The following is a 22078-nucleotide window of genomic DNA, read 5'->3' on the forward strand; positions in this document are numbered from 1 at the left end:
CGCCGAATGAAATCGGCATAGCGTGATCTACCGCAACGAAGACCGCCGTCTTTTCTGGAGCTTTACCAATGACAAACTGGGCACATCCTTAGAATGGGAAGCAAGCCCAGATGCAGCGGGGCAAGGGCTATTCCTCACGTCTTTCGTCCGCCAGCCCTGCTTGAGGCAAAACTGGTCCTTGCTGGCTCCCACTTGGCCCGTTAGGGGCAGCGATCTGCATCCAAGCCTTCCCGGCGATGAAGGTTGCGCCGACGCAGGCGAAGGCCTCACACCAGAACGGCGACGTGACGCTCATCTGCGATAACGCGAGCGTCACATGGTAACCAGCGATTCCAGCCGGAATCGCAAAAACCGCGCCGATCGCGCCGCGCACGATGACCAGCCGTGTCACAGAATGGGCAAATTGAATAATAGCAAGCGTCAAGGCGGCACTGACGATCGCGATAGTCAGTGCACTAGTAATCGCACTGCCTCGATCCAAGGCCATCACAGCGGCCTTGACGGCAACAAACAATGGGAGGGCGTATATTGCGAGAGCAACAGTCAGCCAGAACAGCAGACCGAGCCCCGCGAGATTGAGGGCAAGTCCAAGAGCGATCACGGTGGTGGTCCCGTTTGAAAGAGTAGCGACTGCGCCTCCACCACCACCACGGCGCACTTTATGGGATAGATCCAAAAAATGATGAAATCGAGACGCAAATCCGTCTTGTACGGAAAATGCGATTTCCTGGGGCGATTGAGGCGCCCGGCCGCAGCTTGCTATTTTGATTTGAATTCGACCAAGACGGCCGAGGCCAAACCCAGGCCGGCATAGCTTCCCAGCCGGGTTTGCTGTTGTGAAAGCTCGTTTTCAGCTTCGCATCCTCTGCTACCCGCCGACTGGAACGCGGCAGAGCGCGGAATCACGTCCGAATAGATGTCCGAGCATCCTGGAAATGTGCTTGGACATCACGTCTGTAGGCACCCGCAGCAATCATTTGGTGAGCTCAAAAATGACAAGTGGCTGAATGCCGACACGGATAGCAACACCCTGCCCGCCGGCTAGGGATCGAGCCTACTCCGCTTTGATCTGGTCGGACGCGCATTTGCAATGTGTGGCGCTCCAGCAGGGGGATTCCAACCGCCCCAAGTGCACCGTTGCCACCTGAAATGCCGGCCTCAAGCCATATGAATTGGCATAAAAGTAGAGATCGGATACGGGCTTGGCGTGTCAATGAACTAAGCTTGGCTCCCTGATTACTTCCCTCACTAAAGTCTGACAACCACAAGGATGAGGAGCTTCATTCGCCAACTCAGTGTGGTTGCACCTCACCTCGGCCGATGAAATCCAGCACCGACCGAGCCTGAGCGATTTCACGTGAGATACGCTCCAACATCCGTATCGTAGATGCGTGCGTCCGAATGAGACCCGCTCTCTCGCACGCGATATCCAAGTGATGCATGACCTGTTCGTGGGTGGGAGCGACTCGATTCAGGAGCGCGCTGATTGTCAATGATGCGAGCGTGTGCTCAACGATACCGTCTTCGATCTGAATCAATTCTGATTGTCTCTCCTGATCGCTGGGCCGACTCTGACATGGGTTATCGACGAAAGTGTGTGCACCCGAGCAATTTGCTCAACCGGACGCTCACGTTGCGTGATCACTAGTGCGCATGAGGCGGCGAATCAACAGCGTCCCGGCGTTCGCGAGCCGCAGAGGCGCTGGCACCAGAGCGACTCAACCGGCGATCGTACAATCATCTGCTGGCCCTTGATGAGGGCAGATCAAATTGGTTAGAGTGCCGAGCACGATCAGAAATCGTCACACGAACATAAGCCTTCACCATTTCTGAACGCGCCACACTCTTGTGCGTGTCGGGCCAACTTGTCGTATTCTTCGGCTACCTTCAGGAGCCTATCTCTGGGTCTGCCGGGCGGGAGCGCATCGGCTTTGGTCCGCGTTGCGTGCGCGCGACCTCGCCACAGCTTTGGATCGTAGATTGGTCTGTATGTCTTCATGTGGCGATGATGCAATTCGTAGATCAAGATAATACGACGATCGACCTCCGTATCGTTACGTAGGCGACGCATCAGCAAGCCTCCCGCGGCGAATACCGCGCCGTTGCAGCGGCCACTTCACAATGCAAGGCGAAGCAGATTTCTTCTGAACGCCCTGCAAACATCCGAGAGTCCGGATTTCATCGGTTTTAGTGTCGCTCATCCTTTGGCTGCAGCCGGAGCAGATAGGACGATACCGCAATGGTGATGCCACTTCGCAAAGCTTACATACGAGTTTGTGACGTTAGGTTTACGCTCGCAATCGCTTGCGTGCGATTGCAACACATGTTGTTTGTCGCGAACGCGACCTCGCCTGACGTCTGGAATCCGCCAAAGCGTTTCCGAACACGACATCCGGCCGGTTGCGACTTACGTCTGCGGGTCTTGTGTTGGAGAAGGGCATATGCAGTTCAGTGGCGAACGTCTGTCGATCTTGTTGTCCTTGCTCTTGGCTGCGAGCGTAAGCACGATAGCGAAGGCTGACGAGCCCTCGCCGAAATACGTGGAGGTGCTAAGTGCACTGCAGGCCGGCAGGGAAGTGAGGGTCATACTAGACCTCAGTCGCTGTACCACCGTTGATGGCCAGCTCGGGCCGGCTGTGCAGGGCGGGCTGATTATCAGCGCCTTCAGGGTGAGCGCGCAGAACGGCATCAGCTTCGCCAATGCGCATCAAACCTTGGACAGCTCGGGACACCCTATCACCGAATACATCCGCCATAGCCTCAGCCGCGAAGGCAGGCTCAAGGTGAGGGCCTCCAAGCTGGCCGCCGGCGCGGCCGAAGCGGTGAATCAAGGTGAATTCGTTTGCGAGGTGCCAGATGGCGCAAAGTTTGTCTGGTAATCGGAAGAAGCATTGCGAGCGGCCCGGCTGCGCTTAGGTATCGGCGCAAGATTAAGTGGGCAAGTGAGCGCAATGGAACAATCGCGATCGGCACGATGTCAGAGAGAACAGCTGACGACAGCAGATGAGACTCTGTGCGGATCAGCTTGCCGGATCAGCATCATCTACCGCTAGTTGTCGAGATCGAGAGGCGACCAGCGCCGTCATCGGACGCGTGCTTTGGCTAGTAACTAAAGCTCCCGCTCTGTTCAATTGGCGCTTCGCGTTGGCACTAAAGAGGAAGTGACGTTCGGAATGAAAAAATTATTGCTTATATCTGCGATCGCTCTCGTGCTCGCGGCGGTGGTGCCCTCTTTGATCCAAGTCGCAAAGCAGGCTGTGCAAGATCTCGACACCGATACGCTCGCAGCCGAACCAACAAGTCCTTGCATCGGTGGCCCCGATGGATGTTTAAATCCTTCGCCGGATCCTTATGGTCAGTATATCTGCACCCGTTACCCAGAGGCGTGCCGACACTAGGGACCCCAGTATACAAATTGATGCCGCCAGAGCGGCGCGCGCTCCTTTGCGAGTGCGTCCGTTAGTAGCAACGAGAACGCCGCTGTCTCAGAGTGTGCTCCTGGACGACGGAGCTATAGCGGCTTACTACATGGGTGAGGTACTCTCTCATGCGAAAGCCACCCTCACCCGCCTCAACTCAGTAATCGAGAGCGTGTTCGCCACCGTGTGGCGGACGGTTGGGACAAAAGAAATCGCCCTCACCGCAGACCGCCAAACTGGTGGTGTTCGGGCTCATCGACGCAGCGTCAAAAGCGCAGGATTCAGGGCACAAATCGGTCGCCGTAAATCGATGGAGGTGTCAGATTCGGTGACGGCCTCGGGTCATTCCGGTCCAACAAAGCCGCACCTCATGATCAGCCGCATCCAGATTTACGCACAGTTCAGTGGCCGCGGCCGCTGATATAATACGTATTTGATCTCGTCTCTGCTCAAGAGCAGTGGCTGCGAGCGGCTGCTACCAACCTTCCAGCTGCGTCAACGCAAGAATGACTTGCATTAGACGCAACAAGCCGATGCACCCTTATTCCGCCACGATTTTGACGACCTCTGCCAGAGGTCGCGGTTCTACTCGGAAATCGCCCGAAAATGGACGCTCTTGCAGACCAATGAGTCCCAGCGCCATCACGACGGCAATTGAGAACACGCTTAGCGCAGTAATTTGCGCACCGGCCTTCTTCAGGTGCACCAACCCGATTGATATCTGTGTCACCACGCCAAGGATCAGGACGAGAATCCATTTGGCATCGATCGTCCGGTCGGAGGCTAACGCGAGCCGTTCGGAGCGTGCGATGCCCGCTCCGACTGCGGCATTTAGCAAGGTCGTCTGCACCGCCCCGCCCGCCGCTTGGGCGATCTGCGGATCGCTCACTTCTCGCATTAAAGCGGCATAGGCCGACTCAACCGATTGGGCCTCCTGGTCGCGCGCCATCGCAGGCCACTCGTCGTCCACGAGGGCGGCAACGTATTTCACAAGCACTGAGCGGAGGCTGCCCATGTCCGAAACGGAGGCAATACTAACAGCATAGATGTTGCGCAGTTCCGCCGCCTCTGACTGCACCGCGCGGGCCGCCTGACGGTTGCGATCGGTTATATCATTGGCCAGGAATCCGGTCAGGAACGCAAACAACACTCCAACCGTGCCGAAAAACGGAGCGACCACGCCTTCTACGCGGCGCACCGACACAACCGTTGCAGGGCTGAAACTCGCGATTACAATGCCAGTACCAGTCGTTGCGTAAAGAGCGATGAGGACCGCGAACAGCTCAAATGTTGGAAAGTCCAGCCAAGCTTTGATCATTGAGTTAGCCGATCCTCTATTGCAAGACGGCGAATCCGATTGGAGCGTATGAGCATTCGGGTCGGCCAATAATGTATTGGTAGTGAAAGCACAACGCTTCCGCCGCGACAGAATGACCAGGGGGCGGGCCCGTTCACTCAAGGATCTCAGCCATCAGCCGCTATGCGGAAATCAAACAATGGGCTCATCGTCACGGCAAGAAGAAGTCATAGGCTCGCCACTACTGCACGAGATTAGGTGAAGCGCACACGGCGTCGCCATTGCCAAGGTGTTTTCAAACGGGCATGGCCCAGCCCGAAGTCCCTGCCTGGACGAACAAGTCCTGGCGAAGCCAACAGTCCACGTCCGGCCCACCGAAGCAGGCGACGGTCGCCTGAGTTCCGGAACTCCATTGGTCGAAGTCGCTCGATAGCTTGCGCCTGCAAATTTGACGGAAGCGGATCGCTAGATGCGGGATACAATGCTCCATAACGAATCGCTGTCCCAACGCGCCAGGAACATTCTGCGACATTGGCCTTTTTACCGGGTTGCCCCGCTTCAGCGTCAATGAAGACGGCGCTCACGCGCCGTCGCTGCTAAACTTCCAGACCGGGATGCCGAACTTCTTGGCCTTATCGACGAGGTTATCCTGGATGCCTGTGCCCGGGAAGAGCATGATACCGATTGGCATGGCCTCCAGCATCGTGTCGTTGCGCTTGAACGGTGCAGCCTTCGCATGTTTCGTCCAGTCCGGCCTGAAAGCGATTTGCGGAACCTTGCGATTGCTGGCCCATTTTGCCGCGATCAATTCGGCGCCTTTCGGCGAGCCGCCGTGCAGCAGAACCATATCAGGATGCTTTGCGCGAACCTTGTCGAGCCGATCCCAGACGAGCTTGACGTCGTTGAAATCGAGCCCACCGGTGAGCGCAATCTTGGGTCCAGGAGGGAGCATCACCTCGGTTTCGGCCCTGCGTCTGGCAGCAAGAAAGTCGCGGCTGTCGATCATCGCGGCGGTAAGGGTACGATGGTTGACGACTGAGCCAGAGCGCGATCGCCAGGGCGAGCCGGTGTGAACTTCGAAATTCTCGGCAGCCTGGTCGCGAAAGAGCTCCATGGCGTTGCGGCGCTCGATGAGCGTGATGCCTTCGGCGGTGAGTCGTTCGAGCTCCACGGATCGTACTTCCGAGCCGTTCTGGTCGCGCTGGCTCCTCTGCTGCGCTTGCTCATTAGCGTCGAGTTCGCGTTCGATGTGGTTCGCGGCGCGATGGAAAAGATTGACGGTCGACCAGAGCAAATCCTCAAGGTCGGGCTCCAGGCGCGTGTCATTCAAGGTCGAGACAAGCGCATCGAAGATGTCGGCTATGGCGCCGGTGATCGAATTGCTGTCTGGCAGCCGCCGCGGATCGGGTTCGTCCTGCAAAGGACGAAAGCCAAAGAGCTGAAGTTCGGCAAGAGCGTGATCGGTCGGGGATGAAGCGTGGGTTGGCTCGAATTGCGGATCGTCGCTGTCGGTCGTCATGGTTGAGGTCCTTCGCCGGGTCGGCCGCGCCCATCGCGGCCTTCGTGGCGATCATCTGACGGCGGGCGGCGCGGACCAGAACCCAAAGCGAGGCGCTGGGCCGAAGCGAAGCGGAGGATGGCAGAGGCGCGGCTATTTTGGTTCGCGATGCAAAGGCGCGGAACGCGCCTGCGGAAAATAGCCGCGATCTCTGCCATTGCAGGGCCGTGCCGCTTGCCGTCCGATCGCCTCTAGAAGGCCAGGGAGCGGCTCTAGCCGCAAGCCCCAACAGGACCCTTCATGACCGGCCGGCTGATGGAGCGCGACCGGGACGTATCGAGCGCGGACATGCATATGCCGCTTTGGACGCGAAGATAAGGCGAATTCATCCAGGTCGACGCATGCAGACTTTCGCTATAGTTTTGGGCCTGCCAGCTAACGAAGTGACGACAAACGCCAGCGTCCGTCAGCGTGTCGCCATCCTGCTGCTGCTGCATCCGTTTCCTCATCAGTGCAAAACCAGCGCCGGCCAAGTTCGACGCGTTAATCTGACGATCGAGTACGCGACAAATGCGGTGCCCCTTTTGGCTGACGTTTCCTTCGATCACACATTCGAGCGACGGCGCCTCGGGTGACGATCGAGTAGCAATGTTTGAACGGTAGTTGGACTATTGTGGGTGCCCCTCGCGGCGGTTGACAAGTTCGAGCACCGACTGCGCCTTCCGAATTTCGTGTAAGACACGTTTCAATATTCGCATCGTCGATTTTTCCGTCCCAGCGAATCCCGCCTTTTTGCACGCCAGCCGAAAATGATGCGCGACCTGCTGGCGGGTGGGGTTGTCGGATTCTGCAGCGAGCTGGTCGACAACGAGGCCAGCATGTGCTCGGCCATCTCTTTTCCGCCTCAATCAAGCTTTGTGCCCCTCATATGATCGCGTTCGCCTGTAAGAGCTGCGCCGTCGGATTGTCGGCGAAGTTGCGGCACCTCGTCGAGAGAGCCCTCGGGTGGCTAGAGCATCGCATCATGCGCTGGTGATGACACTTGGCACGAAATGCCTTGATGTCCCGTACGAAACGCATGGCTTGAGCTGATGGGTAACCTCGACGGTGCTCCGAGCTCCTGAACGAAAACCAGCTACGTCTAAGCCTTTGCTCGGTTCTTCAAGCTCAGAAGCGCTGGGCGTGGCAAGCAAGCTATTGTGCTCATCGTGATGCAGAGCGCGCATGTTAAGCTGGCGCGATGGCCGATCCGCTGATGCACCGATCTCAAAGTGGCGTAGCTTTGGTCGTGGGCTTTTCGAGCCTACAACCTGCCGCAGCGGCAGATACAAGTTGTTTCAGCGCTTTGGCGGTGCGTTCATTACTAGGCAGGGATATGTAATCCGCATTGTTGAGGCGACTACTTTAGACGTTGGCCCAGATCGCATCAATGCACCTTGCAAGCCTCTCTCAGGTCTGCGAATGAAGTCGTTGATGCGCGGTTTCACGTCTGGCTCTATCGCATTCGGCTTGAGGCTGTGCCGGCATCAACCAGACAATCACATCGCCCAGTTTGCTTTGCAGGTCTCGCCGCATTGGGTCTTCCTAGCCCTTGGTTCAAGATGGCCTCACCCTTGTGACCTGTACTCGTCTGACGGAATGACATCTCACAGCCCGATGTTAGCCTTCCTTGGGCAGCATCCTGATTTGCCAACGGGGACAATGGCCTTCGGTCGTCGGCACGGATATTTTGTCGGCAAGAAACAGCAGGCTGCGGACTTCTGTGCAGTGCGCACGTTCTAAAGAAGCGACGCTCCATAGCACGAGAAGTTTCCTCGACCGTCTGAACGCCGATGGATGTTGACTTCGCCCAAGAGCAGCGCCTCTTAGAAATATATATTGGCGGGAGCGGAGCGCATTGATGGGGAGCTGGCATGGCAAAGCCCCCCGGGAACGGGCAGCAGAACTCTTCCGGAGCAAACCTTTGGCCCTCGGTGATCCTGCATCTTTCTTCAGGATGTATTGGCACCGCGTCAACCGTTGGAAGAGCTGACAGGCGTCAGCGCGACCACTTCGTTACAACCGGGCCAATGAAGCGGATGGCATCCTGCGGAGTAAATTGGAGCTGCAAGGCTGATCGTAGTTCACTGAGGCCGAAGGTTTGCAGGTCTTCGTTAAAGTCTGAAAGCCTAGGTGATAACGCAATCGTCTCGATGCCGGCCTGCATGGCGCGCTCGGTCAGGGCCGCGACGGCAAGATCGCCGGCCGCATCGGCATCACGTGCGATGTAGATGCGGCGTAGCGTCAGCGGAAGGAGCAAGGCGGCAAGATGGTTTGCCGAAAGCGCCGCAGCCATCGGCATCGCCGGAGCTGCGCAACGAAGCGAGAGGATCGTTTCGATACCCTCTCCTGCCGTAAGCACATCATCGACCACACCGAATCGGACCGCATTGCCGAGAAGGTCGCCCATGGCACGCCGCGGCGTGTCAATCGGCGCCTTTCCAAGACGCACGCGATCGAAGCCGTCAGGGTCGAGCCACGTGCGATGCACGCCAGTGGTGCGCCCCTTGAGATCCGTGACACGGGCGATCAATGCCGGCCAGATCTCCGTCCCCGAATCATCATCGGAACGGTAATAGCAGCGCGGGTGGAAGCGCAGCTCGCCATCCTCGACCAAAGCTGCAATGCCCCGCTTGCGCAAATAAGATTCGGCGAGGGTTCCGGCGACCGGCTGCGCCATCGCGAAGAGGCGCGCGGCCGCCCAGGGCGAGCCAGCCAGCGGCTTGTTGTGCGTAACCTTGAGCGATGGGGCAGGATCCGAACGAGGCAAGTTGAGAAATCGTCGTGCCTCGTCCGCGACGTCGCGGAAATCGAGAAGCCCGCAACTTTCGCGGATGATGTCGAGGAGGTCGCCATGTTGGCCCGTTGCGGCGTCCGTCCACTTGCCGGCCGACCCCTTGCGCGAGGCTATCAGGCGCACGAACATCGAGCGGCCTGGTGTGTTGCGGGCGTCACCGACCATCCAGTAGCTGCCTTGGCGCCGGCCGTTGGAGAGATAGTAGCGGCACACCGCCTCGGCTTCGCGCGAGAGATGGTGTGCCAGATCGTGCGGGTGGCGTCCCATCATTCGGCCTCCCGTTCGGTGCCCCACTCGAACGGATCGTGCTCGAGCACCTTAGTGATGATCTCAGCTCCGATTCTATCTGCGGGGATGAACACATGCAGCTTCCAAGAGGTGATCTCGTAAAAGAGGCTGTAAGCCTTGAGACGATCCGGCATCGTGTCGCTGAACCCTGAGAGTTCAATTCGGTGGACATCCATCGCTTGTACGCAACGGCACCCGAGGCGTTCTGCGAGTTTGAAAGCGGGCCGCCGGTCCGCGAGCGCCGCAAACGCTGCGTCCGCCCTCATTGCCGATACATCGGATTCGTCGAAAGCAGTCACTCCGTCGAAATCAGAGCCCAACGATTCCACAATGCGCGTGAGGCCCGAAACTCTCTTTCGTCGTCGATAGGCCCGCAGCGTGGCGTAGGCTGCAAGAAGGACGCCTTCAGTGAGCCTGATCAGGATCCGGCGGAACCGTGGGACATGCGCGATGAACAGCCGCTCCATCCTAGGCGCGGACCAGACAGGCTGCGCACCTTCTATTGATTTGCCCCGCTTGGTAGTCCAAACACCTCCTCGGTATCCGAACACCCAGTTGTCGATCAATATGCGGCCGACGCGGCGCTGCGTCGATAACTGCTCCAGGGCCTGCCTATCTTCGCAGCGGTGCGTATGGACCTTGATACGCCCCCAGTTTTTCCAAAGCATCGGCAACATGGAAATCGGCGATCCTGAGTTGCCAGGGTTAACCGATCCATATTTGCGAAGGGACGGGACGGCTTGCGCCTCGCAGGCTTCCTTGGCCGCTTTCCAAACCCGAGATCCGGTCGCGACAATGAGACCGAATCCGAGCCCCATGGCGCCCCCCCAAGACCAGCTCGAAGCAGAAACCGTGAGGGCTTGGAAGTAGAACGCGGGCCGCGCGAAGAACAGAAGAAGCTGCCGCGCGCGAAAACGCTGCGGACGCTGCGGCCGTCGACTCTGATGGCTTGAACATATGGAAAACCTCAGGAGAGCGGTTGCAGATGGATCCGCCGGTGCTCTCTCGTAATCCGACGGGCTCAAACAGCCCGTCGTCCCTCTTCCTCTCCATCACAGGGAGCCGTGCAAACGCCCGCGCCGGACCAGGTGCGCACTGCCGAATGGGCAAGAGCCTCGGAAGAAATCAGAGGGGCGGAAGAACCCGTCCCTTGCTGCGATCATTCGATGAACAACGACCGGCAAGTCGTCTTCGCTGCCGCCCCTAACTTTTTTGTCATTAATGCGAAATTCGCCCTGAAGGCCGGCTTCTAGCCGTGCTCCGATTCCGGATTGCGTGTCGACTATCGGAGCGGCCCAGATAGGCTGCCACTATCATCCAGAAGACGCTCGGCTATCTATCTTTTCTCGAGATCTTCAATGAGCAACTTCGAGGTTATCCGTCCCCTGGTGTTGTCTGCGATGTGGCGCCGGTGACGTAGCAATCTCTGCGTTGTCATGTCCATTAGCTCCCTCCTTAGGGACCGCTGATCAAGCCCACATCGCGAGGCCAAATGCCACCGGGCAGAATGTTCGGCAGCGCGCCCTGCTAACGGTCTGCGGCAGATCGTACTGACGACTCCGTCGCTCGGCATTATGGTGGTTTGCGCTCTTCAGAAGCAGACTTCGGATTCAGCAATCTGAAGGCAACATAAGTTTCGGATGTTGCTTTCGGCTCAGGATGGGTGCGCGATCAATGTGGTGGTCGATTACACCGATGAGTTGCTGATTGATCTCCGCAACCTGCGCCCGGCGCTTTCTAATGGGCGATGGCCAAAGCAAATTCGTCCGCGTCCAATCCCACCTTCAGGCTGTTCTGGACAATCGTGTGCATGGAGATCATCGAAAATCCGAGCGAGGCTTGCGAAACGCGCAATGCGAAGCCCCTGAAGGGCTTCAGCGGGCTCTTCGAGATCTGCATCCCCCTTCCGGCATGCAACCACTTGTCCCACGACACCACGATGCCAACGGCCTCTAGGGCTCCGCAATTCGCTTTGCCAATCGCGCATCCTCGGACGTGTAACCCAGAAACACTCGCGGCGTGACCGAAGGCTCTGTTCGACGCGTAACTAAGTCCGATGAAGTACCAGCAAGCATTTTTGAAGCCAGTACCTTTGGTACCTTTGTGGCGCCCGCAATCATACTATTATCGCCACCGCCGGCGCTCGCGGCTGATGGAGTGGAACCTGTCATGCAAGTAGTAGGCTGCGCGACTGTGAAAGACGATAAGAAACACTTTATCTTACTTCGACAAAGCCGCTGCAACGCTAAAACCGGCGGGCGTTTCCAGAGAGCCGGAGACGCCGAGCACCAAGGAAATCGCTAAGAACTTCAGCCCGATCAATTCCAAGATGATTGATGCGGATGACCTTCATGCCACCCCGCGAAAGTTCATCGGTAAGCCTATCGAGATTCGGAACGAGAGATGCCTTTCTGCCGCGATTGGCTACCGCTGCATTGCAGATCGGCACGGGACGATCGCCGCTGTGTTCGCCAAGTCCATTGCCCCAGCGGCTGAACGGAAGGGCACTGGAAGACGACTGCGGCACGCTCGAGATGATTGCGTCGCCCGTCTGCCGAAGGAACATTCGAATAGTTCCTGCTGACTACGGCGAAAATCCCCTCAACGGCGCTGCCAAGCGCACTACTGTTAGGGTGAGGAAAATCGAAATCCTACTGGCATCGCGACCAATGCGATAATTCGAAAGTAAAGGAAGCATTTCCGCTGCTCCAGAGACCGCATGGAAACAGAAGCGGCGCGGGATGTATCGACATCGATGACAGTGAGAAAAGCCGACGCGGCAAGATCGAGCATGGAATGCTGGTGACCGCAAGATAACGATCGACACGAACCTGTAGCCATCGTTTAGCTCCTCAGCGACATCGCGGCTGGCTCTATCGACGATGCGACTTTGTAGCGAGTCCAAGTGTCGCTTAGTCAGCTGGATGCCGCGGCCGGCCACGATCTGCCCCTGCCGGCACGGCGGCAGATACCAGGCGCATTTCCGGACCACTATGTGGCTCACGAGTGCCGTCGACGCCATGCCATTCTCAGTCGGGCGCTGGAGAATGTCCCCTGGACACGCTATCGGCTCAGTGAAAGCAGCCGTTCTCCCGTATCCGAGCCAGCAGACTTTCTCGTCATGGTAACACCAAGGATGCCGCTCGAGTACGTTGGATGGCCCACGATCCACCCATCGGCCGGTCTCCGCAACAACTCCGGGCTGCAACATGCTGCTTTACCATCGAGGAGAACAGCTAAAAACTCAAAACGAAGGTAATTTCCTACGTGAGCGTTCAATAGCTAATGTTTAGAGGAATATACATAGGTTTATAATGCGCCTTTTTCCGCTGTGCTTATTTTAGCGAGGTCGTAGAAAGCGCCCAGGAGCGCCTGTCCGGGTCGAATAAAGTGCTGTATTTTTAGCCTGATCATTAATCTCTCCGCCAGAAGGACCGGACGGCGACAAGCATGTTTAACCAGCTCACCACATTGGAACGTTCAGGGACGCAATTCATCGTCGGCAGCATTACGCTAGCAGCAGTGACGCTAGCTTCCTTGTATATCAACAGCCCTTTCGCAGCCACGGCGTTCGCCTATCTGGTGGTGATCTTGCTGTTTTCGCTGATGGGCAGCTTCATCGTATCATTGGTCCTTTCCATCGTCTCCGTCGCTAGCTTAGCCTACGTGTTTACGCCGCCGAGTTTGAGTTTTCGGATCGATGATCCCCGAGACCTTGTGGTGGTTGTCGCTTTCCTGAGCGCGTCGATTGTCGGAACGCACCTGATAGGAAAAGTTCGCCACCAAAGGGAAGTTGCGCGTGAGACCGCGGCCAAGCTACGGCACAGTGCGGCCGATCTGCATAACCGCGAGAAACTGTGGCGCGCAATCTTTGAGCATAACCCGGCCATGTACTTCATGGTCGATGAAGCCGGGACGGTCCTGAACGTCAATACTTTCGGAGCGACCCAGCTCGGCTATACGCCTGCCGAACTAATCGGCGTATCCGTGCTGAAGGTCTTTCCGGAAGACGATCGTGAGGTCGTTCGCAAATGCATTGGGAGTTGTCTTACAGATATCGGCCAATCGCGCACCTGGGACATCCAGAAAGTCAGAAAAGATGGCTCGGTGCTGTGGGTGCGCGAAAACGCCAAAGCCATGCTGTGGGCCGATGACAAGCCCATCGTCCTCATTGCCTGCGAAGATATCACTGAACAAAAGCGGACAGAACTTGCGCTGCAGCGAAGCGAAGCCCATTTGGCCCAGGCGCAGGAATTGAGTCACACCGGCAGCTTCGGTTGGAACGCTGCCGACGAAGTCTTTTGGTCGAAGGAGAACTTCCGGATTTTCGAATACGATCCTGACATCAAACCGACACCGCAACACGTCCTTGACCGCACCCACCCGGACGACAAGGCTTCGGTCCAAGAGACGTTGGATCGAGCGGCGCGAGGCGAGGACTTCGAGCACGAATACCGGCTGCTGATGCCCGACGGATCAATAAAGCACATTCACGCACGAGCACGGGCCACGAGAACGGCATCTGGCGAGATCGAGTTCGTCGGGGCGGCGACGGATATCACGGCAGCGAAGCAGACGGAACGGCGACTGCTCCGTAGTGAGGCTTATCTGGCGGACGCGCAGCAGCTTAGTCGCACGGGCACATGGTCCTGGGACTGCCACCGTCGCTGTTTTGCGTATCGCTCCGCCGAAGTCAGTCGTCTATTCGGCTTCGACCCGGAAGAGCCCGTGACACTTGAGGCCATCCGCTCGCGTATTCATCCTGACGATTTACCGCTGCAGCAGGAAGTACAGCGTCAGGCTATTGAACAGAAAGCCGGCAACTTCGAATACGATTTTCGAATCTGTCATCCCGATGGGGCGATAAGGCACATACACGCCGTTGCGCACGCTGTGTTGGGAAGCGACGGCGTGACAGTCGAACTCATCGGAACGCATATGGACGTCACCGAGCAACACGCAGCTAGGGAAAAGTTAGAAAACACTCTTGCTGCGCTGCGTGAGAGCGAGCAACGCTTTCGTGACTACGCGGAAACTGCTTCCGACTGGCTATGGGAGACCGGGCCGGATCACCGGCTCACACTATCGGAGCACACCAGCGCTACGGGGCTCTTGGCCACAGGGGCCATTGGCCGGCCTCGCTGGGAAATCGCGTGCGACTTTGAAGAAGAACCTGAGAAGTGGCGGCAGCATCAGGCGACGGTCAACGCACATCTCCCATTTCGCGATCTGATTTATCGCGCCATTAGCGCGACCGGCTCGGCCATTTACTTCCAGACCAGCGGCAAGCCCTTTTTTGATGAAAACGGCAGCTTTCGTGGCTACCGTGGCGTCGCCACGGACATCACGGCGAAGATTCGCGCAGATCAGGCAGAACAAGAGCTGCGGAAGTCACAGGCAGATCTCGCGCATGTCACGCGCGTGACGACGCTGGGGGAACTAACAGCCTCCATAGCCCACGAGGTAAACCAGCCGCTCGCGGCCATTATCAGCAACGGCGATGCGTGCCTCGGCTGGATACGCCGCGAAATTCCGGATATTCCCGCCGCGCTCAGATCAGTGGAGTGGATCATTGAGGATGCGGTCCGGGCAAGCGAGGTAATCCGCAGAGTCCGTACACTTGCGAAGAAAGGTGATATCGAGATGGTACCGCTCGATGTCAATGAGGTCGTGAACGAAGCTATAGCGCTAGTGACACGTGAGATAGTTAATCACCAAGTGACCTTGCGAACTGAGTTAGCGCTCGCGCTTCCCACGGTCCTTGGTGACCGGGTTCAGCTGCAACAGGTCATCATCAATCTGGTGATGAACGGGATCGAGGCGATGCAAGAAGTTGACGACCGGGCCCGCGAGCTGGTGATAGAATCATCCATGGACAGTAAGGGACGTGTGCAGCTCTCGGTGACTGATTGCGGCGTCGGCATCGCTGAGGATGATAGGATTCGCATCTTAGATCCGTTTTTCACCACCAAGTCGACCGGCCTTGGAATGGGTTTGTCGATTTGTCGTTCAATCGTAGAAGCTCACGGAGGGCGCCTCTCAATCGTCCGCAAGCAAGGGCCGGGCGCGACCTTTCAATTTGCCCTGCCAGTCGTGTCGTGATTGGACTTTGACTAGCGGCACGGAGGAAGGTCAACGGTCCGCATGTACGATGGCGTCATTGTCTAAACCCACGGCGAGATGCCGATCTCTAACGGATCCTTTCACTGACGGGATCTGGACTTAAGCGCATTCGGATCGGCCCGCAAAATGCTGCAGAGCAGGCCTTCGGCTCTTGCCATCCGGTCCAGACGGCCAGGACGAGTGGGCTGCTGTCTTAGCTTGCCAAGTTGAACATTCACGTCTCCCAAAGCACGGGCCCAGGAAGGCGGAGCGTTCAGGAAAAATCGCGAGGGACTGTGGGCCCACAGACAGCCGCGAGCCGAAGCCTTTTATTTGCGACCTTAAGACTTCGCGAGCAAGCGGCGTCGAACTGTGGCTACCGGTCTACGAGGCAGCAAATAGCCGGGAGCTCGGGCTGGCCGAGCTGGGCATCAGGATTAATTCTGAGCAGTTCTGGCAATCCGCAAGTCCCCATCCGGACTCGACGTTCTGCAGCTGCAACAGCGGGTTTCACTGGAGGAGCCGATCCCCTCTGCACTTTGCAGCTCCAAACCACCCGGCCCGGGCCTCTCCAGTTGGACGAGAAGTGGCTCCGGACCGATCATCTTTGTGAACCAACACTTGCGAGCTGCCGACGGTCGCGGATTACGATTTTGCGCTGGCTTTTTCCGAGAAACTCGAGGACCAACTGCCTGTGCAGCTGGGGACAAGGCGCGCGACACAGTTTCGGGTGTCAGGCCAAGGTGGTCGGCAATATCGGACAATGCGCCGGCCGAGTGCTCGTCCATTTCAAGCAAAAAGGCGGCCACCTCTTCCAGCGAGGTTTTTCGTCCAAGCAGCATATGGTTCTCGGCGTGCTGCAGATTTTTGGCCGTCACCCTGAGCAAATTGCGGAGGACGACCGCATCGTTCTCGGCCGCGTCTTCAAGGCTGGTGCGCCTGATCAAGCGAACTGTCGTCGCGACGACTGCCTCTGCTGTGAACTGATGTCTCTCACCATTTTCAAGTCCGAGGATATCGCGGACCAGATGAAACGCACCCACCTGCCGCCGACCATCCGCAAGCTCGCCGTAAATCTCCTTCCCCATACTGTAACTCAACTCACCCAATTTGACGCTCGGATTTGCGCCGCTTGCAATCGCTAGGTCAGAACGCGAGTTGAAGCGAGGCGCTCTGTTGTTAGTGGGTGGCGCGAAAAAGCATGAGGCACTCCTGAGCTGGGCCGATTGCAGTTTGATGTCCAATCTTCTTTTTGCCATGAGGATCTTAGCTGATGATTAACCCGACATCCCTGCAAAGTTAGCGCCACTGCAGTCAAACTGCAGCTCTTGCCGCCTCGTCAGGAAGCAACGTGGTTTGCAAAGGCTACACTTGTACATCGCTTCAGCTCAGACTCAGCCCTATCAGTCAGCGCGGCTGCCATCCCGCGGAATCGCGGTGGTGAGTTGCGCTTGAGGATGACCGACGGATAAGGAGCGGTGGCGCAACAATACTCCGGTGAGGTGTCCTCACCCGACGTTGAGGCATGGTGAGATACAGGATCCCTCCGCCATTTTGATCTTTGGCGACGAGAAATAGGCGGCAGCGGTCGCGATCAAAAAAAGCAGATGAGGACGAGATCACAATGACTGCGAATTTTCCGGACCATTCGCCGTCTTTCACCATATCGCGCCCTATCCGAATCTCATGCACTAAACCTGCTGCTTCTGGCTGGAAATTGCATTTTTCCAGCGAATGTGCGCTTCGAATCTTGGCCCGACAACGTTCACACTAATGATGTTACGAGCACGACAATGCCGTGTTCGTTTCCGTACCAACCAATACAAAGTGTCGGTCATTGAGGTCCATCTAAACGGTCGCGCCACATGCAAGCGCGTAGTATCGGTTGCCTGCTATGAGAAGCCAGTCTTCTTGCTTCATCGCCCTTGATGCCGGCCTCAGCTGTCGGTTAGATTGAGTTGACTCAATTGGAGATGCTGCAGTGGCAATGGGTACTGTGAAATGGTTCAACACGTCCAAAGGATACGGCTTCATCAAACCAGACGATGGAGGCCCAGACATCTTCGTGCACATTAGTGCCGTTGAAAGGGCCGGCCATACCGGCCTGGCGGAAGGCGCCCGAATTAGCTACGAGCCCAAGGCTAGTCGTTCTGGGAAACTTTCTGCCGAAGACCTCAGAATTGGATGAGCTCGTCGGCAGGGATGGCAAAAGGCGAACTGAACTGCGTCCGGGACTCGATCAAGAAGAAGCATTCCGGCCTCAACACGCTGCGCCGTTGAGGCCGCCTCCTCGTCCATCAACCTAATTGCGTTGTCGAGACACGAGCTAGGGCCGTCGAGCATCTGTATGATCATTCACGGCAGCGAACAGGCTCGTCGACGCAAAACGGGCGTCAGCCCTGTGCCAGAGATTCGTAGAAGCATGAGTACGCGGAGCTGCCCAGCTTTTTCTGACCATCGCAGTCACCTCAAATGAACAAGCTCACCGGCGAGCGAGAGCAACTGGAAAGATAGATAGGGATCAACATACAACGTATTCTCACCCGTACTCCTAGACGTGTATAGGATCAGAGGCATGCATATTCGATCATCGCTGGAGCTTTGTTTCGTGGCACCGCCTAAACGACTAGAAGCCGGTTCTGCTATAGCACAAAGAAGAAGAGGCCGCTTGCCGAATTAGGCGAGAGATCTCGAGCCTTTAGAGGCAACATGGGATTGGTTTTTCATGAACGAGGATTTCTATCGGGCTCGGGCTTCGCAAGTCCGTGACATTGCTGAAAGAGCTGATCCATTCACCAAGCAACGTCTCTTGAAGCTTGCTGATAATTATGAATTCAGGGCGCGCAATCCTTCGCGTGCTTCCCGCCCCACAGCCCGACCGATTCCGCTTCCGTTCACGCAAAATGATCGCAAGGCCTGACTGACAAAGCACTCGCTCGATGGTGAAGCGTTAGCGATTAGCTGCAGTCGCCAGATCTAAGCTTGGGTTGCGCATTCTCTGTCATACCGCCTGCGTCTTTAGCAGCCTTGATCGGTGACGCCTTGACGGATTTGCTAGCCGGCTTCGCCGCGAATTCCAGCGGCTCCTTTGTAAAGGGGTTGATTCCGCTGCGAGCTTCAGTAGCGGGCTTGCTTACGACGGACATTTTTACGAAACCCCGGAACAACAAACTCACCGGCCTCGATGACGGCCTTTGTGTCGGCCTTGGAGAGCTGCGTTCTCAGCAATTGCGTCAATCGGCTGGTTTTTGGTCATCTTGGCCATGATGCATACCTAGACGAGACGCAGAACCCTTGAAGTAGATGTTCTAGGCCGGCCCCATAACTTCGAGCAGGGCGAGACCGCGAGGATAATTTAACGTCGGTTTTCCTCAACTTACGCGCTTAAACCTATTGGAGCCCCAACAAGGGTGGCTTCAACTGAATTTCCGGCACTATGATCGCTTCTAACATCAGACCAAGCTCGGTCGTAAGACGGTACAACTATCCCTCCTTCTCAAATCCGCCAAAGGCTCACGCTGCCTCACTCTCCGCTGTCGCGCTCACAATCGCATTGGGCGAATAGCCTGGATGTCGTCCGCTGTTTGCTGGGTTTGCGGCGCGCAGGCTTGTCCCCTCGCGCAGCCTTCTAATCACGTGGCGAAGCAATTGGCGTGCCGCACGTCGGAACGATGCCGAGCGAGGCACAGCAACCGCGGCGGACAGCTGACCTAGCTTCTCAAGGCGTGCTGTCTGATACCAAAAGGGTCGAAGATCGCGGCGGTGAAAATGACCGCTCAGATGGCGGACCTCATGACGGGCAGTGCGATGCCAATCGATCGGCTCTAGATAGGCTTGCGGCGGGGCCCCTACACGTTTCGGTGCATAGAAATACGATCGCCGCTGAATCAAAGCCGGTCGGCTTGATCAGGGCTTCGACAGCTGGTTCGACGAGCCGCTGTGGCAGCGCTGGCCGCGATTTTCGCAGAGCCGTCGCACTGGCATTGAAGACCGCAAAGCGCCTTGAGGAACGGAATTGCTAGCGCTTCTTAACCGGCGTCTGCAGCTCAGCAGCGATGCGAGATGCTCCAGGTTCTGTCGTCCGGCGCTTCACGCTCAAGTATCAGATCGTTGCTACCCCTCCATTGCTATTGCTTGTGATGGACTGTAATTGCCATTGCTTGACGTCGTCGGCTTGCGCTGAAGCCGGGATTCGTTCTGTGATCCTGACGCGGCTCGCTGACTACGTGCATTTCGCTACGACCCATTCGCCGGTTGGATGCCTACCATAAAAAAAACGATTTTGCCGATCTTACCTGAAGCCCCATAAGTCATGGCCGCGCTTTAGAAGGAGCAATCAGGAACTCGTGCGATTGAATTCTCTCTTCAGTCTGTTGCTCTCCAACTCGACCTGCTCGAGCATGTGGTGGGTTCACCGACGTTCGTTGTCGATCGTAATGCGCCCAGGTCCTGGCGCAGTCGCAAGATAGGCGATGATATGCGAATTCTCCTGGTAGATCGCGATGCCGCCTTTGTGCGAGCCGCCAAGGAAACAATGTTGGTTCGCGGTTTTGCCGTTGATGTAATCCACACGCTTGACGAAGCGGAGACGGCGCTAGGTTGCGCCAGCTATCACATTCTTTTGCTCGAATTGGTTCTGCCGGATGGAAATGGCTTGGACTGGCTGAAACAATTGAGACGCGAAGGATGTTCAATGCCCGCCATGATCATGAGCAGCCTCAACGATCTCGGCACCCGGATTGCGATATTCAATGGTGGTGCCGACGATTTCCTGCCCAAACCGGTGTCTTTCGATGAGCTCATCGCTCGCATGCGCGCCATTTTGCGACGATCGACGCAAATGACGGCCCCCGTCGTCTCCTTCGGCAACTTACATTTCGATCCTATCGGACGGCAAGTCTCAATTGGCGATCGGCCATTGAGAATTGCACGCCGCGAAGTCTGCATTCTTGAACATCTGTTGAGCCGAGCAGGCCGCACCGTGCCGCGGGCGTCGCTGGAGGAAGGCCTCTATGCGTTCGACGACGAAGTCTCAACCAATGCCTTAGAAGTGGGGATCTATCGGTTGCGGACACATTTGAACAAGTCGGGCGCGACGCTACGGATCAAAACCGCGCGGGGCGTCGGCTACGCGCTTGAACTGAAGAACGATCCGCTGCCTCGCCGATCAAACTTGAAAACGACGCTCCCTTGAAGTTCGCCCTTGATCTTCGCAGTCGACGGCCGGTCGCGGTTACAGCCACGTTTCTTGCGTGCCTTCTGTATGCCGTATGCACGGTCCCTCTCGTTCTTGCTCCCACTTCCGCAGCTCAGATAAAGCGCGACTCTAATCAGGGTGCGCCGCGCGCGACGGCTGACAGCCTTAGCGGAACTTTGAATCTTTCCTCCTCGCAGGGCAAGACCGTTCATCTTCCGGCGGCAGCTGCCAGCATATTTGTTGCCGACCCGACGATAGCCGACTACCAGGCGCCATCGAATACGACCATCTTCGTCTTTGGGAAAAAGTCAGGACGGACCAGCCTGTTCGCTTTGAACGACAATGGAGAGGCGTTAGCCGAGTTTCGCGTTGTCGTCACCCAACCTGTCGAGGATCTGCGTGCCGCACTGAAGGCCGAGCTCGGAGACTATCCGATCCAAGTCACTTATACGCCGCGTGGCGCCATTCTTAGCGGGACAGCGCCCAGTGCAGACGTCGTCGAGCGTGCCAAGAAGATCACAGAGCAGTTTCTGGGGGCGGGCGCGCTGGTCGTCAACAAGATCCAGGTCGCGGGCTCATTACAGGTTAATCTGAGCGTGCGCGTGGCGGAGGTCTCACGCAGTGCCATGAAGGAGCTTGGCATCAGCCTTTCTGCATCGGGTCAAAACGGCGCGGTCGTTTTCGGGTTTAGCAGTGGCAAGCCTGGCGGTTCCGGTGCGAGTCAGGGCGGCGGCACGGCAAGTATCGGATTTGGCGCTGGCGGCACGAACATCAGTGCTGTTCTTGACGCACTCGCCAACGAGCACCTCGCGTCAGTGTTGGCGGAGCCAAATCTTACCGCAATGTCCGGCGAATCAGCAAGCTTCCTCGCAGGCGGCGAATTCCCAATACCGGTCATGCAGGACAATCGGCAAGTCTCAGTTCAATTCCGTCAATTCGGAATCAGCCTAGAGTTCGTTCCGACCGTTCTCAACAATAATCAGATCAATATCCGCGTGAAGCCTGAAGTCAGCGAGTTATCGAAAGAAGGTGAGGTCAGCATCAACGGAATGTCTCTGCCCGGCCTCTCCACGCGACGTGCCAGTACTGTCGTCGAGCTTGCCAGCGGTCAAAGCTTTGCAATCGGGGGGCTGATCAGGCGCAATTTCAACACGGACATCACCACGTTTCCTGGGTTAGGCGATGTGCCGATCCTTGGTGCGCTGTTTCGCTCCTCCTCATTTCAGAAGCAGGAGACGGAACTCGTCATCGTTGTTACCCCCTACATCGTGCGGCCAGCATCGTCTGCCGGCAAGATAAGCGCGCCGACTGACCGCATCCGACCACCATCAGACGCGGGGCGAACGTTGACGAATACGTTGGCAAGCTCGCCGCGAGGCCGGGATGCTCCCCGCACCGAACCAGGCGCAACCGGCGCGGCCGGCTTAACTATTGAATGAGA

At 57.2% G+C, this 22078-nt stretch carries 15 protein-coding genes and 1 pseudogene; 7 read left to right on the forward strand and 9 right to left on the reverse strand.

The annotated features are described in order from the left end of the window. Positions 1–127: 127 nt before the first annotated feature. Positions 128–601 carry a hypothetical protein gene (locus tag SE91_RS26565; RefSeq protein WP_061849737.1) on the reverse strand — a complete coding sequence of 158 codons (474 nt, stop codon included), beginning with the start codon at positions 599–601 and terminating at the stop codon, positions 128–130. 1840 nt (positions 602–2441) lie between these two features. Here SE91_RS26565 and SE91_RS26580 point away from each other — a divergent pair. Together SE91_RS26580 and SE91_RS36560 are read left to right on the forward strand one after the other, a co-directional pair. Beyond that, positions 2442–2879 (forward strand): VirK family protein, encoded by a 438-nt coding sequence (locus SE91_RS26580; protein WP_061849739.1) that lies wholly within the window; start codon positions 2442–2444, stop codon positions 2877–2879. A gap of 649 nt (positions 2880–3528) precedes the next feature. Further along, on the forward strand, positions 3529–3840 hold the full coding sequence (locus SE91_RS36560) for a hypothetical protein (RefSeq protein WP_156489800.1): 312 nt from the start codon (positions 3529–3531) through the stop codon (positions 3838–3840). Between the two features lie 120 nt (positions 3841–3960). Here SE91_RS36560 and SE91_RS26585 read toward each other — a convergent pair whose 3' ends face one another. From SE91_RS26585 to SE91_RS36570, 6 genes are all read right to left on the reverse strand, one after another. Further along, a complete protein-coding gene (locus SE91_RS26585; RefSeq protein ID WP_061849740.1) occupies positions 3961–4737 on the reverse strand; it encodes a bestrophin-like domain in 777 nt (258 codons plus the stop codon). Between the two features lie 559 nt (positions 4738–5296). After that, positions 5297–6235, reverse strand: coding sequence for a DUF2493 domain-containing protein (locus SE91_RS26595; protein WP_061849742.1), 939 nt, complete (start codon positions 6233–6235; stop codon positions 5297–5299). A 2017-nt stretch (positions 6236–8252) separates the two neighbouring features. Beyond that, positions 8253–9317, reverse strand: a complete 1065-nt coding sequence (locus SE91_RS26605; protein WP_061849744.1) for a DUF7146 domain-containing protein — start codon at positions 9315–9317, stop codon at positions 8253–8255. After that, positions 9317–10156, reverse strand: coding sequence for a strawberry notch-like NTP hydrolase domain-containing protein (locus SE91_RS26610; protein WP_082813830.1), 840 nt, complete (start codon positions 10154–10156; stop codon positions 9317–9319). The genes SE91_RS26605 and SE91_RS26610 overlap by 1 nt, the downstream gene beginning before the upstream one ends. Before the next feature lie 919 nt (positions 10157–11075). Then, complete coding sequence (locus SE91_RS36565) at positions 11076–11237, reverse strand: hypothetical protein (RefSeq protein WP_156489801.1); 162 nt, start codon at positions 11235–11237, stop codon at positions 11076–11078. A 346-nt stretch (positions 11238–11583) separates the two neighbouring features. Continuing rightward, positions 11584–11904 carry a hypothetical protein gene (locus tag SE91_RS36570; RefSeq protein ID WP_156489802.1) on the reverse strand — a complete coding sequence of 107 codons (321 nt, stop codon included), beginning with the start codon at positions 11902–11904 and terminating at the stop codon, positions 11584–11586. A gap of 884 nt (positions 11905–12788) precedes the next feature. On the opposite strand from SE91_RS36570, the gene SE91_RS26615 reads away from it, so the two are divergent. Further along, positions 12789–15440: a PAS domain S-box protein gene (locus SE91_RS26615; protein ID WP_061849746.1), complete on the forward strand. Its 2652-nt coding sequence runs from the start codon at positions 12789–12791 to the stop codon at positions 15438–15440. Positions 15441–16041: 601 nt separating this feature from the next. Here SE91_RS26615 and SE91_RS35670 read toward each other — a convergent pair. Then, a pseudogene (locus tag SE91_RS35670) lies at positions 16042–16699 on the reverse strand (helix-turn-helix domain-containing protein). A 722-nt stretch (positions 16700–17421) separates the two neighbouring features. On the opposite strand from SE91_RS35670, the gene SE91_RS35675 reads away from it, so the two are divergent. Both SE91_RS35675 and SE91_RS35680 read left to right on the forward strand, forming a co-directional pair. After that, positions 17422–17628 (forward strand): cold-shock protein, encoded by a 207-nt coding sequence (locus SE91_RS35675; RefSeq protein ID WP_082813831.1) that lies wholly within the window; start codon positions 17422–17424, stop codon positions 17626–17628. 537 nt (positions 17629–18165) lie between these two features. After that, positions 18166–18360 carry a hypothetical protein gene (locus tag SE91_RS35680; protein ID WP_082813832.1) on the forward strand — a complete coding sequence of 65 codons (195 nt, stop codon included), beginning with the start codon at positions 18166–18168 and terminating at the stop codon, positions 18358–18360. 37 nt (positions 18361–18397) lie between these two features. Here SE91_RS35680 and SE91_RS37825 read toward each other — a convergent pair whose 3' ends face one another. Then, complete coding sequence (locus tag SE91_RS37825) at positions 18398–18586, reverse strand: HU family DNA-binding protein (RefSeq protein WP_245318543.1); 189 nt, start codon at positions 18584–18586, stop codon at positions 18398–18400. Between the two features lie 1331 nt (positions 18587–19917). Between SE91_RS37825 and SE91_RS26625 the strand changes: the two genes are divergently transcribed. Next, positions 19918–20634: a winged helix-turn-helix domain-containing protein gene (locus SE91_RS26625; protein WP_061849748.1), complete on the forward strand. Its 717-nt coding sequence runs from the start codon at positions 19918–19920 to the stop codon at positions 20632–20634. Beyond that, positions 20631–22076 (forward strand): type II and III secretion system protein family protein, encoded by a 1446-nt coding sequence (locus SE91_RS26630; protein WP_061849749.1) that lies wholly within the window; start codon positions 20631–20633, stop codon positions 22074–22076. Before SE91_RS26625 ends, SE91_RS26630 begins: the two co-directional genes overlap by 4 nt. The last annotated feature ends 2 nt before the right edge of the window (positions 22077–22078 follow it).

The sequence above is a fragment of the Bradyrhizobium sp. DOA1 genome, assembly GCF_001593325.1.
Classification (GTDB): Bacteria; Pseudomonadota; Alphaproteobacteria; order Rhizobiales; family Xanthobacteraceae; genus Bradyrhizobium.

What these genes read in the sequence shown, in the direction of transcription:
- SE91_RS35680 (WP_082813832.1), top strand. Translation starts at nt 18,166, where the DNA reads ATGAACGAGGATTTCTATCGGGCTCGGGCTTCGCAAGTCCGTGACATT.
- SE91_RS26595 (WP_061849742.1), bottom strand. Translation starts at nt 6,235, where the DNA reads ATGACGACCGACAGCGACGATCCGCAATTCGAGCCAACCCACGCTTCA.
- SE91_RS37825 (WP_245318543.1), bottom strand. Translation starts at nt 18,586, where the DNA reads ATGTCCGTCGTAAGCAAGCCCGCTACTGAAGCTCGCAGCGGAATCAAC.
- SE91_RS26580 (WP_061849739.1), top strand. Translation starts at nt 2,442, where the DNA reads ATGCAGTTCAGTGGCGAACGTCTGTCGATCTTGTTGTCCTTGCTCTTG.
- SE91_RS26585 (WP_061849740.1), bottom strand. Translation starts at nt 4,737, where the DNA reads ATGATCAAAGCTTGGCTGGACTTTCCAACATTTGAGCTGTTCGCGGTC.
- SE91_RS26610 (WP_082813830.1), bottom strand. Translation starts at nt 10,156, where the DNA reads ATGGGGCTCGGATTCGGTCTCATTGTCGCGACCGGATCTCGGGTTTGG.
- SE91_RS36560 (WP_156489800.1), top strand. Translation starts at nt 3,529, where the DNA reads ATGGGTGAGGTACTCTCTCATGCGAAAGCCACCCTCACCCGCCTCAAC.
- SE91_RS26605 (WP_061849744.1), bottom strand. Translation starts at nt 9,317, where the DNA reads ATGGGACGCCACCCGCACGATCTGGCACACCATCTCTCGCGCGAAGCC.
- SE91_RS26625 (WP_061849748.1), top strand. Translation starts at nt 19,918, where the DNA reads ATGCGAATTCTCCTGGTAGATCGCGATGCCGCCTTTGTGCGAGCCGCC.
- SE91_RS26615 (WP_061849746.1), top strand. Translation starts at nt 12,789, where the DNA reads ATGTTTAACCAGCTCACCACATTGGAACGTTCAGGGACGCAATTCATC.
- SE91_RS36570 (WP_156489802.1), bottom strand. Translation starts at nt 11,904, where the DNA reads ATGTTCCTTCGGCAGACGGGCGACGCAATCATCTCGAGCGTGCCGCAG.
- SE91_RS36565 (WP_156489801.1), bottom strand. Translation starts at nt 11,237, where the DNA reads ATGCAGATCTCGAAGAGCCCGCTGAAGCCCTTCAGGGGCTTCGCATTG.